This is a genomic window from Streptomyces sp. NPDC057638, from assembly GCF_042800315.1.
GTDB lineage: Bacteria > Actinomycetota > Actinomycetes > Streptomycetales > Streptomycetaceae > Streptomyces.
Map to the genome: position 1 here is coordinate 1 of NZ_JBHVHF010000252.1, position 12,177 is coordinate 12,177.

Consider the following 12,177-nt stretch of genomic DNA (forward strand, 5'->3'; position numbering starts at 1 on the left):
ACCCCCACCGGGGCGCTGGGGGTCCCCCCGGGCGCGCCCCTTCGGCTCAGAACCGACCTCGGGTAGAGCGAACCCTCACACGGAGCTACTCACCGGCACAGGCCCTTGTTGTGACCCGCTGGCGAAGCTCCCACGGCGGAAGCCGGGGCGGGGCCCACCCTGACGGGGGCGCAGGGGCAGGGCCGGATGGGGGCGCGGGGGGTGAATAGACTGGGGGTATGGCGAAGTGGACCCCCAAGCATGAGGCGCCCGAGCCACTGGAGGGTCCCGTCGTCGGGACCATCACCGGTGGCACGATCATCTGGTTTGTCCTCTTCCTCCTTCAGATCCCCTTCTACTCGTGGTTCGACGAGCGTGGCCTGATGTGGTGGGTCTGGACCTGTCTCGCCGGAGCCGGTCTCGGTCTGATCGGCATCTGGTACGTCCGTCGGCGAGACGCCGCGATCAAGCGCGCCGAGGCCACCGCCGCCGAGGAGCGGCCGGACGCGCCGCACACCGCGTCCTGACGGCGGACCCGTCAGCGGCCTGACGTTTTCCGACACCCGCCCGCCGGACCCCGCCTTCGGCGGGTGAAGTCGGCTGCCCGCCCGTACCGTACGAACCATGACCCAGCGGGCATCGACCGACACCGACGGCCCCGAGCGCGGCGGCCCTGTCATCGACGCGGGGGCGGAGCTGGATCCCGTCCACCCCGTACCGCCGCCGGGACCGCCGGGACCATCAAGGGCATCGGGACCGCGTACGCCCGCCCATGGGCTGAGCACCGCCGAGGTCGCGGAGCGGGTGGCGCGGGGGGAGGTCAACGACGTACCCGTACGGTCCTCGCGTTCGGTCGCCGACATCGTCCGGGCCAATGTGCTGACCCGGTTCAACGCGATCATCGGCGTCCTGTGGGTCATCATGCTCATCGTCGCGCCGATCCAGGACAGCCTCTTCGGCTTTGTGATCATCGCCAACACCGGTATCGGGATCGTGCAGGAGCTGCGCGCGAAGAAGACCCTGGACGGGCTCGCGGTGATCGGCGAGGCGAAGCCGACCGTACGGCGGGACGGTGTCGCCGCCGAGGTCTCCACCTCCCAGATCGTCCTCGGGGACCTGGTCGAACTCGGGCCCGGGGACAAGGTCGTCGTGGACGGCGAGGTCGCGGAGGCGGAGAACCTGGAGATCGACGAGTCGCTGCTGACGGGCGAGTCCGATCCGGTGGTGAAGCGGCCCGGTGACCCGGTGATGTCGGGGAGTTTCGTGGTCGCGGGGACGGGCGCGTTCACCACGACCCGGGTGGGGCGGGAGGCGTACGCGGCGCAGCTCGCGGAGGAGGCGTCCCGGTTCACCCTGGTCCACTCCGAGCTGCGGAGCGGGATCTCCACCATCCTCAAGTACGTGACCTGGATGATGGTCCCCACCGCGATCGGCCTGATCATCAGTCAGCTCGTGGTCAAGCAGAACGATCTGAAGGGCTCCATCGCCCGGACCGTCGGCGGGATCGTGCCCATGATCCCGGAGGGTCTGGTGCTGCTCACCTCGGTCGCCTTCGCGATCGGGGTGATCCGGCTGGGGCGCAAACAGTGTCTGGTGCAGGAGTTGCCCGCGATCGAGGGGCTGGCCCGGGTCGATGTCGTCTGTCTCGACAAGACCGGCACCCTGACCGAGGGCGGGATGGACGTGGCCGAGATCCGCCCCCTCGGCGGCGCGGAGGAGACGGCGGTACGAGGGGTACTGGGCGCCCTGGGCGCCGCCGACCCCCGCCCGAACGCCTCCCTCCAGGCGATCATCGACGCCTGCCCGGTGCAGGGGGGTGACGGGCAGGGGCGGGGCTGGCGGGTGGTGGAGGCCCTGCCGTTCTCGTCGGCGCGGAAGTACAGCGCGGCCCGGCTCGCGGCGGATCCGGGTCCCGGTCCTGGTCCCGGTCCTGGTCCGGATGCCTCCGGGACGGGAGGCGGGGCGGAGGCCACCTGGCTGCTCGGCGCGCCCGACGTCCTGCTCCCCGCCGACGACGCCGCGCTTGCCGGGGTCACCGGGATCGAGGAGCTGAACCGGCGCGGGCTGCGGGTGCTCCTGCTGGCCCGCGCGGCCGGGACGGCGCTGGACCGGGTCGAGGGGGCCGAGCCCACCGCGCTGGTGGTGCTGGAGCAGCGGCTGCGGCCCGATGCCGCCGACACCCTGCGCTACTTCGAGGAGCAGCGGGTCGCCGCCAAGGTGATCTCCGGCGACAACGCGGTCGCCGTGGGCGCCGTCGCGGGCAAGCTGGGCCTGCCCGGGGCCGAACGGACCATCGACGCCCGCCGGCTGCCCACCGAACAGGACGCGCTGGCACGGGAGCTGGACGACCACACCGTCTTCGGCCGGGTCACCCCCCGGCAGAAGCGCGACATGGTCGGCGCGCTCCAGTCGCGCGGCCACACGGTCGCCATGACCGGCGACGGCGTCAACGACGTCCTCGCGCTGAAGGACGCGGACATCGGGGTCGCCATGGGCTCGGGCTCGGAGGCGGCCCGGGCGGTGGCGCAGATCGTGCTGCTGAACAACAGCTTCGCCGCGCTGCCGTCGGTGGTCGCCGAGGGCCGCCGGGTGATCGGCAACATCACCCGGGTCGCCACCCTCTTCCTGACCAAGACGGTCTACTCGGTGCTGCTGGCGATCCTGGTGGTGTGCTGGCAGGTCGAGTACCCCTTTCTGCCCCGGCATCTGACGCTGCTGTCGACGCTGACGATCGGGGTCCCGGCGTTCTTCCTGGCGCTGGCGCCCAACCGGGAGCGGGCCCGGCCCCACTTCGTCCGGCGGGTGATGCGGTACGCCATCCCGGCCGGGGTCATCGCGGCGGCGGCCACGTTCGCCACCTATCTGCTGGCGCGCTCCTATTACACGGGCGCGGGCTCGCTGGAGGCGGAGACGAGCGCGGCGACGCTGACGCTCTTCCTGGTGGCGATGTGGGTGCTGGCCATCATCGCGCGGCCCTACACCTGGTGGCGGGTGCTGTTGGTGGCGGCGATGGGGTTGGGTTTCGTGGTGGTGCTGGTGGTGCCGTGGCTCCAGGAGTTCTTCGCGCTGAAGCTGGTGGGGGTGGTGCTGCCATGGAGCGCGGTGGGCATCGCGGCGGGTGGCGCGCTGCTGCTGGAGCTGGCGTGGCGCTGGGTGGACCGGCGCTTCCCGGCGTAGGCCGGTTCTGTGCGTCCGTACGTCCGTACGTCCGCAGGCCCCGCAGGTCCGTCACAGAGATTGACCCCGTCCGTTTGGTTGGCCTCAAGCTGGCAGCCTGATGAATTCAGGTCGCCTTTCAGGCCGTGACGGCACGGCCGATCAGGGTCCCGATGTGACCTTGCGTCGGGGCCTCCAATTCGCGCACCTCCACTTCCTTGAATCCAGCCTTGCGCAATAGGTTTTCCCATTTCCTGAGCGTGTAGCTATAGCGGTATGTGTACATCGCCTTACCCGCGAATCCGCCCTTGTACATTCCTTGCGGTCCGTACGCGCCGGGAATGGCCGGGGGGTGAGAGAAGGCGAGGACGCCGCCCGGATTCAACCGGGCTGCAATCAAGGGGAGGAGTTTGGCCGGGTCGGTGAACCAGACGGCACCGAACATCGAATAGATCGCGTCGTAGGTCTCCGTGGTTTCGGTCAGGTACGAAAGAACCTCCGCACACACGAATTGGACCCCCATGGGGCCCCACCGTTCCATGGTGTTCGCCACCATGACCGCGGACATGTCGACGCCGGTCGCCTTGATGCCCTGCTGAGCGAGGTACGCCAGGGCGCGGCCGGTGCCGCATCCGACTTCGAGGACGGATTCCGGCGCGCCGAGGAGTTCGGGGCCCGGCCCGTGCCCGGCGTACTGCGTCCACCGGAAAGCGGGGTCTGACTCGAACACGTCCTTCCGGGTGCTCTCGGCATAGGTGTCCCAGAGTTCGCGTTCGCTGTCGAGGTCGTGTCGTGCGGGCAACGGAGCTTCCTTCAGGTCTAGTTAGGGGTACGGCAGCGCCGCGCCCCCACCCTCCGGAGGGAGAATAGGGGCAGGAACTGTACCGCCGGTTCAGTGGCTGTCCGGGACCTTGTCGTTGCACGGCGAGCAGTCGGACGCGTCGGTGTCCCACAGCTCGTCATCGACAGTGAATCCGGCCGCGCGGATGAGTTCGGCCGTGTGTGCCACCGTGCCGTCACGGCGCCGTTCGATCAGCGGGGCGTGGTGCTTGTATCGGCCGCCGTTGTGAGCGTCGCAGAGGGCGAAGTACAGGGGCGTGTCGAGAATGAGCTGGTGAACGCCGATGTCCACCGTGTACCCGACGCCCATGTCGATGCCGGGGTTCTCCATCGCGGTGACGACGTAGGCGATGCCCTGACCGAGGATGCGTTCCGCGAGGCTGCGAACGGCCACGCTGTCCCGGAGGAGGAGACGAACCTCCCGCTCCCACAGGTCGGCCACGCCCACATCCGTCACGAGGTGAGGAACGCGCTCCTCCAGCGCGTTCAGGATGGTGCGCGGATCACGGGTTCGCGTCTCGACTGCTGTGCTCATCGTGCAAGACCTCCTGTTGTGTGGAGTGGTGCACTGCACTCGCTTGGGCCCGGCCACGCCGAGTGATCGCGGCCGGCTGAGTTGAGCCCCGCCCTTGGCCTCATCGACGGGGCGGTTGCCTTCCTCCCGGACACCGGATGAGCGAGAACCGACCCCATCCATACGCGTGCAGTCATCCGCTGTCCTCCAGAGCCCGGTAGTCCGTTGGCGATCAATAATCCCCTGAAACTGATGGGCATGGTGAAACTATGCGCGTTGTGGACTAAAGATCATCGGCGGAATGTCCATGCCCACTGCGTCAGTAACTCCCGCGCATCGTCACCGACGATTACGTACGACTCATATCTGCTGAACCGGTCGAGGAGCGAACAAATATCCTTCGGGCTCCTGAATACGGCAGCGCCCAGATCTGTCTCGATGGTCGCCAAACGGTCGTCGTACACCGTGAACGTACTCAGCGGAGTACTGCTGAACTTCACACCTATCGGCAGCACCCCGATCTGGATATTTCCCTGCCGAGACAGAGAGATCAGCCGGTCAACCTGCATGGCCATGGCGTCAGGGGCTACGAGTGGATACTTCACGGCTTGCTCGGTCAGGATGAACCTGAAGCGTTTGGATCGGTCAAGCAACACGGCTTGCCGTTCGAGCTTCATAGCCACAGCCTTGGCCTGCTGCGCAGGCGGAGTGTCGGCGATACTTTCCTTGATGTATTCCGGGGTTGCCAAAAGGCCCGTTGCCATGGAGAGAAGGAAGTACCGGAAGTCTGTGGTAGACGCCTCTATGCCTGCTAGCTCTAACTGCTTCTTATCCAGACCCTTGCGGTGCAAGGCTCTGCGGCCCTGCCACTCCGTCTGGGTGATGCGGGCCAGCGCCATCACTTCGGCCGCAACAGTCGGAGATGCCCCCAGTCCCTTCAAGATCTGCTCGACATCCACGAGGGATGGACGGACCCTGTTGCCCTCAATACGGCTGACCTTGGACTGTGACATGTTGCAACGCGCGGCAAGCCGGACCCCTGAGAGCCCGGCTTGCTTGCGAAGATGCTTGAGCATAGCTGCCAGTTCCAGCCCGGACTGGTCAAGCTGATCAGGCTGGATGGCCACCGTTCACGTACTCCTGGAAGGGCACCGAAGCCTTGATGGCGATGCGCTGGTACTCGATGAAGGGGGAGACATCACCCGCGAATACCTCGCGGTTGATCTGAGTGCCGTCCGCCTCATAATTCATGAGGACTACTTCCGACTGGTCGAACATCCAGAAATCTTGAACCCCTTCAAGAGGGTTCGACCGGTTGGTCACATCGAGGATGCGAATGTTGTCGCCCGCCTGGGCGTGTACCCCGTAGTAGCGACTGAACTCGAACCGCAGATAGTCGGAGAGTGGTTGTGTCACGATGTGCACACGGCCGTTGTGCTTGCCCTCGGTTCGCTGACGCGTGACGCGTTCGGTGTAGGCGGAAGCTGTATAGGGAGTCAGTGACCGCCCCGCACGGAAAGCCGAGAAATCTTCAGCCTCCTGTGGTACGAGATACTGCGGGAGGGTTTCGAGTCGCCATGCTTCGTGTGTGATCCCCGCGAATCGGCGGCTCCAGTTCTCACCATCCAAGAGCACGAAAAGCCTCCCGCAACGTCTCCTCCGGGATCTCCACGAGCCCTTCTCCCTCCGAGGCGTCGAACGCGCGGGACACGTCACCCTGGACCAGGAACGACCCCTTGACCGTGCGGTAGACGTTTGGGCAGTCCTCGCCTCCGCACGTGCCGTTTCCGTTACCGGTAAGCCGGGTCAGTTCCTCACGAGCCATGATCGAACCCCCTTATGCCCGGGGCCGGTCGACCCCTGATGGCCATGACCGTACGGGGGCACCAACCGGGCGTCCATGCAGGGACGCGACTATGCGCGTTGTGGCATAAACCCGTGCGGCCGGAGGCGGGCAGAGGGGTGGCAGTCCTCAGCGCCGAGGCTGGCCGGGGCCTCTGTGGATCGACCCGGGAGTGCCGGAGGCAGCATTTCGTTGATCCTGTACGCGAACGGATCCGTATACCGGCCCACACGCGCCCAGCCGTATCGCGGCGCCGGTGCTCCCGGGAGGGTTGCGGTGATGGTCAGCCAAAGGCCGTGACCAGAAAATAACGGTGGAAAGGGGCGGTTGGCGGCGGAAGCGGACGAGGGTTAACCTCCCGGTGCACCTGTGGCTGAGGAGTCTGATGGTGCACCTGTGGCCCTTGGCGCAGGGCGCGCCAGGGCGCGAGGGGGGAGAACACCTACATATGCGACACAACCGAAGGGCTCGCCGGGCGAGCGCGGCGGTGGTGCTGGCCCTGACGGGGACGCTGTTGGCGCCCGTCACGGGAGCGGTGGCGGATACCGTTCCGGATCCAGGCTCCGAGCCTGCCACCTCCGGCGCCGCGAGCACCAATCCGGCGACTCCACCGAAGAGAACCGGTCACCAGGGCGGCGGACCAGGGGCGGCGGGGGCCACCACCTCCGTACCCCTCGGCAACGGAGAGCGGTTGGAGGTCGGCCGGGCGGACGCGGGGACCCAGGGGGGGTACCGCGTCGTTCCCGGGCCCGGCTCGGCCGGACAGCCGTACGCGCTGGTGCGGGGCGGCGACACCATCGAGGTCCGCGCGGCCGGGACGGCCCACCGGGCGGAGCCGGTCACCGTGCCCGTACCCGCCGCCAAACGGACCGCCGCGGCCGGGCGGTCCACCGCCCCGTCGGGGCCCACCCGGCAGGTCCGCTTCACCTATGTCAACGGCACCCATGACGGCTTCACCATGAACGTCTGGGACCGGGACACCTGGCAGTGGTTCAACGTCCGCGAACGCCAGACCCGTCATGACGGGACCGTCGACCTGCCGGCCGGCCGGTATGTGGTCTTCGGCATGTTCACCAGCGTGAGCGGGCCGAGCCATGTCATCGGCGAGACCTTCACGGTCGGCGACAAGGACCAGAAGCTCACCCTGGACGCGAAGGAGACCGCCGAGGTCACCCATCGGGTCAAGGACACCACGGCCCGCACCGAATACAGCGCGCTCGCGGTGACGACGCCGTCGCAGTACACGAGCGAGGTGCGCAGTGGTCTTGGCGGTTCGGTCCGGATGAACCGGATCTCCCTGCCGAAGATGACCGTGCGACTGCACCAGACGATGGTCAAGGCGGGCTCCTCGGTCAACGCGCCGAGTCCCTACCGCTACAACCTGCGGCACGAGTTCACCAACAGCGTCCCGGCCACGCCGACGGTCTCCGTCGCCGCCTCCGGGCTGGCCCGCACCAAGGTCACCCTGCGGCCCCTGGGCGGCACGGACGCCATCGCCACGCTCCAGACCGGGGACGGCTCCTACGCCGGTCTCGCCCTCGTCAGTCAGGTCAGGGTCCCCTCGGCCACCGTCGAGTACGCCACTCCCTGGCAGTCCGTGGTCCACTCACTCCAGCCCACCGACGGGAACTCCGTCTACGGCCCGACGCGCCATCCGCAGCTCGGCGCCAATCCGGACCTGGTCATCGGCCAGCCGGTGATCGCCGCGCGCCCCTGTCAGGCCTCGAACACCCATGTGTACAACGGCTATCTGAACCTGCACGAGTACTGCACCTTCGACGACGCGGTGGGCTCGCGGTACCGCCCCTACCAGAGCGACCAGCGGCTCATCCACACCGCCGACGGCACGGTCGTCCAGGACGAGACCCGCGACCAGTACAGCTCCTGGGCGGTCCCCCTGCGGCCCGCCGGGGTCCGGCACGCGGTGAGCCTGACCCGCCGTCAGTACAGCCATCCGCTCACGCTCACCCCCGAGCAGCGCACCGAGTGGACGTATGTCCCCGCCGAGGGGCAGGCCACCGTCCCGCTCACGGACGTCGTGCTGCGCGCCGACGGGCTGGACGACCGCAACCGCGCGGGCTCCGCGCCCGTCACCGTCACCGCCACGGCCAGTTCCCGGGTGCACCGGGTCACCGCCGTCGTGGACGGGATCGAGTACTCGCTCGACGACGGCCGGACCTGGCACGCCGTGGGACACACAGGCTCGGGCGCCGAGGTCACCGCGCGGTTCACCGTGCCCGCGGGCGCCGTCTCCGTCTCGCTGCGGGCCGCCGCCACCGGATCCGACGGCGCCACCGCGCGCCAGACGGTGACGCGCGCCTTCGCGGGCCCCGCGCCGTCGCCCGTGGCGGACTCCGGGCCCATCCGGATCACCGGCATGAAGGTCAACGGCGGCCGGGTGATCGCGCCCCCGCTGGCCGCCAGCTGGAAGGACCCCCAGTACTCGATCACCTACCAGATCAGCGACCCGAAGGGCCCGCTGCGGCACGGCCTCCACCTCTACCGGGGGCCGGCGAGCCGCCCGGACGCGATGCTCCCCGTCACCACGCCGCTGGGCTGCGCCCGCAACAGCCTGAACACCTTCGACTGCGTGGCCTCCTTCCGGTTCGGCGCCCAGGGCGACCTCGGGCGCAATGACCTCGCGGGCGAGTGGCGGGTGGCGGGCTGGGCCCGCTCGGCCGACCGCACCAGCTTCACCATCCGGGAGGACCTGGCCCGGGTGCAGATCCTGCGTCCGACCCGGATCACGATCTCGGGCCCGACCACCACGGTCACCAAGGGCCGCTCCTTCACCATGAAGGGCATCGCGGGCATCACCGACTGGTCCACCGGCCGCTGGAACGCCCTGCCGGGCATCCCGGTCCAGCTGGAGTACCGCAGGCCGAACGCCACCACCTGGACCAGGGCGGCGAGCGTGAAGACCGCGAAGGACGGCACGGTCAGCGCCGTCCAGAAGGCCGCGTTCGACGCGGACTGGCGCTGGCTGCTGCCGCGTACGGGCGAGGTGGGCGCGGCGGTGTCGCCGTCGTTCCATGTGGATGTGCGCTGACGGCCGTCTGACGCCGGAGAGGTACGGAGGAGGGGCGCCGGTCCGCTGGGACCGGCGCCCTTCCGCGTACCGGACCCGGGGCCGAGGGCAACCCGGCGCGCCGCCGCTTTCTGGACCCAATACGGCGCGAAGTGGCCGCACATACAGGACAGTTGGCGGATTTACTGGCCTTCTCCGAGGCGCGTGGGGCGTCTGGGATTCAAGGGGGGTAGATCCGATGGGCATACGCCCGCACGGAACCATACGAAGAACGGCGAGCGGCGCCCTGGCGGGCGCGGTCGCCGCGGCGGCGGTCCTGCTGGGGTCAGCGCCGAGCGCCGCCACCGCCACCGCCGTCGAGCGGGCCGAGCCCGCGCCCGGCGCCACGAAGGCCAGCGCCACGAAGGCCGTCACCACCACGCTCACGACCGGCGACCGCGTCGAGGTCGAGCCGGGCGCTCGGGCGAAGGGCGCCTTCCGTCTCGTACCGCAGGACCCGGCCCGCCCGGCCCCGTATATCTACGCCCGCGCCGGAGGGACGCTGGAGATCCGCCCGACCGGGCGGGCCACCCAGAACAAGAAGCCGCTGAAGGCCACCACGGTCCGCGCGGGCGCCCAGCCGAAGGCCGCGCCGCGCTCGGCGGCCACCAGCCAGACCGTACGGATCCAGCTCGCGGGCGCCAGCCACGAGGGGCCCGTGCTGAAGGTCTGGAACCGCGCCACCTGGGCCGCCCACCCCGTCCAGGCGGAACAGTTCGGCACCGGCGGCACGGCCAGCCTGCCGCCCGGCGACTACCTCACCGCCGGGGTCTACACCGCCCCCGGCCAGCCCAGCCTGCTGCTCACCGAGAGCTTCACCGTCCGGGGCACGGCCGTGACCGTCACCCTCGACGCCACCCGCGCCCAGGAGGTGGCGCTCAGCGTCGACGAGCCGACCGCGCGCCTGGAGAGCGGCTCGGTCTGGCTGCGGATGCCCAACGGCGATGTCGTCGGCTCGGTCGGCGGCGCGGGCGAGACCGTCCGGGTGACCCCGTTCACCCTGCCCGGCGTGGCCCTGCGGGTGCAGCAGGTGCTGGTGAAGTCGGGCTCGACGGCGAACCACCCGAGCCCGTACCGGTACGACCTCTTCCACTCCTTCCAGCACACCATCCCCGCGTCGCCCACGGCCTCCGTGCGCACCGCCGACCTGGCGAAGACCACCACCACCCTGCGCCCCCAGGGCCCCGGCACCACCGGATCCCTGCTCACCTGGCGCAGCGTCGGCGACGGCACCGGCGGCTCCGCGATCTCCCCCGCCCGCTTCCCGTCCACCGTCACCGAGTACGTGACGCCGGGGACCTCCATCCGGCACGCGGCCGGGTACGCGGAGGGCGGAAGCCTGGAGGGCACGCCGCGCACGCTGACGCAGGGCGACAACCCGGGGCTGAGCTTCGGGGCGGCGCCGTTCGCCCAGCGGCCGTGCGCGGGCAGGTCGACCTTCACCCACTGGCGGATCACCATCGACGAGCGCTGCGCGTTCGGTGACGGCGTCGGCAACCAGGGCTGGGACCCGGCGGCCGTACAAGACCTGACGGTCCAGCAGTCCACGGTCACCCACCTCGACACCCGGGGCCGCAAGCTCACCGAGCCGGTCGTGTCGGACATCAGCTCATGGGGCCAGCTCGCCCTCACCCAGACCATCCGCCGCACCGGCTCACCGGACCAGCTCAGCCCGGTCCAGATCACCAAGTGGACCCTGGACCGGCCCGACATCGTGGGCCCGCTGCTGCTGACGGACGTCGGGCTGCGGGTCGACGGGCTGGACGACCACCACCGCGCGAGTGCCTCCCCGGTGACCATCGAGGCCACCGCCTCCAGCCGGGCCGGGTCCCCCGCCGACGTACGGGAAATCCAGTACTCCACCGACAGCGGCACCACCTGGCTGCCGCTGACACTCACACCGAACGGGCAGCGCGCGACCGCGCAGCTCACCGTCCCCGCCGACGCGGCCCACATCTCCCTGCGGGCCACCGCGACCAGCGGCACCTACTCGGTCGTCCGCGTCATCCAGCGCGCCTTCGCCGGTCCCGCCGCCACCTACGGCGAGTCCGCCGGAACCATCGCCTTCGGCGCCGCGACCGTCAACGACGGCCAGCCGCTCGCCCCCGAGTTCCGCCAGGCGCCCGGGGCGCCGTCCCCGTACGCCGTCCGCTACAAGGTCACCGACCCGGCCGGAGTCGCGGCCAGTGGCGCCCGCCTCTACCGGGGCACCCCGGACCGCCCGGACGCCGTCCTGCACACCGGCCCGGCGATCTGCGTGAAGGAGAACGACACCACCTCCGACTGCTACGCCGAACTCCCCCTCGGCTCCACCACCCACCTCGGCCGCCATGACCTCACGGGCGAGTGGAAGCTGGCGGCCTGGGCCCGCTCCCGCGACGGCGTCGGCCACATCTCCCGGGCCGACCTCGCCACCACCCAGATCCTGCGCCAGAGCCGGATCACCATCTCCGGCCCGACCGCACCCGTCTTCAGCGGCAGCCGCGTCACCCTCACCGGCGTCGCCGGGCTCGCGGACTGGCCCACGGCCCGCTGGACGGCCCTCCCGGGCGCCTCGGTGACCCTGGAGAGCCGCCGCACCGGCACGACGGCCTGGACCCCGGCCACGACCGTGACGGCGGGCCCGGACGGCACGGTCACCGCCACCGTCCGCCCGACGGCGGACGCGGACTGGCGCTGGGTGATGCCGAAGAACGGCGAGGTGGAGGCGGCGGTGTCGCCGACGCACTTCGTGAACGTGCTGTAGGGGGTGGGGGCCGGTCGCGCTCGGGCGCGGAC

Annotated in this window: 9 protein-coding genes; 4 read left to right on the forward strand and 5 right to left on the reverse strand. The window is 69.9% G+C overall.

Features of this window, described 5'->3' with window-relative positions; genetic code table 11:
- Positions 1 to 218: 218 nt before the first annotated feature.
- Both ACFVIM_RS26685 and ACFVIM_RS26690 read left to right on the forward strand, forming a co-directional pair.
- A complete protein-coding gene (locus ACFVIM_RS26685; RefSeq protein ID WP_384306171.1) occupies positions 219 to 506 on the forward strand; it encodes a DUF2530 domain-containing protein in 288 nt (95 codons plus the stop codon).
- A 97-nt stretch (positions 507 to 603) separates the two neighbouring features.
- Positions 604 to 3,156, forward strand: coding sequence for an HAD-IC family P-type ATPase (locus ACFVIM_RS26690; RefSeq protein WP_384306173.1), 2,553 nt, complete (start codon positions 604 to 606; stop codon positions 3,154 to 3,156).
- A gap of 118 nt (positions 3,157 to 3,274) precedes the next feature.
- Here the strand turns inward: ACFVIM_RS26690 and ACFVIM_RS26695 are convergent, their stop codons facing one another.
- The 5 genes from ACFVIM_RS26695 to ACFVIM_RS26715 form a co-directional block, all read right to left on the reverse strand.
- Positions 3,275 to 3,937, reverse strand: a complete 663-nt coding sequence (locus tag ACFVIM_RS26695) for a class I SAM-dependent methyltransferase (RefSeq protein ID WP_384306176.1) — start codon at positions 3,935 to 3,937, stop codon at positions 3,275 to 3,277.
- A 90-nt stretch (positions 3,938 to 4,027) separates the two neighbouring features.
- A complete protein-coding gene (locus tag ACFVIM_RS26700) occupies positions 4,028 to 4,510 on the reverse strand; it encodes a hypothetical protein (protein WP_384306179.1) in 483 nt (160 codons plus the stop codon).
- Positions 4,511 to 4,779: 269 nt separating this feature from the next.
- Positions 4,780 to 5,616, reverse strand: a complete 837-nt coding sequence (locus ACFVIM_RS26705) for a Scr1 family TA system antitoxin-like transcriptional regulator (RefSeq protein ID WP_384306182.1) — start codon at positions 5,614 to 5,616, stop codon at positions 4,780 to 4,782.
- The gene (locus tag ACFVIM_RS26710) at positions 5,600 to 6,124 is read right to left on the reverse strand and encodes a DUF6879 family protein (RefSeq protein WP_384306184.1); all 525 of its coding nucleotides are present in this window, start codon (positions 6,122 to 6,124) and stop codon (positions 5,600 to 5,602) included. Before ACFVIM_RS26710 ends, ACFVIM_RS26705 begins: the two co-directional genes overlap by 17 nt.
- On the reverse strand, positions 6,108 to 6,314 hold the full coding sequence (locus ACFVIM_RS26715; protein WP_384306187.1) for a hypothetical protein: 207 nt from the start codon (positions 6,312 to 6,314) through the stop codon (positions 6,108 to 6,110). Before ACFVIM_RS26715 ends, ACFVIM_RS26710 begins: the two co-directional genes overlap by 17 nt.
- 466 nt (positions 6,315 to 6,780) lie before the next feature.
- Between ACFVIM_RS26715 and ACFVIM_RS26720 the strand changes: the two genes are divergently transcribed.
- Positions 6,781 to 9,381, forward strand: coding sequence for a hypothetical protein (locus ACFVIM_RS26720; protein ID WP_384306190.1), 2,601 nt, complete (start codon positions 6,781 to 6,783; stop codon positions 9,379 to 9,381).
- A gap of 217 nt (positions 9,382 to 9,598) precedes the next feature.
- Complete coding sequence (locus ACFVIM_RS26725; protein ID WP_384306193.1) at positions 9,599 to 12,145, forward strand: hypothetical protein; 2,547 nt, start codon at positions 9,599 to 9,601, stop codon at positions 12,143 to 12,145.
- Positions 12,146 to 12,177: the final 32 nt, after the last annotated feature.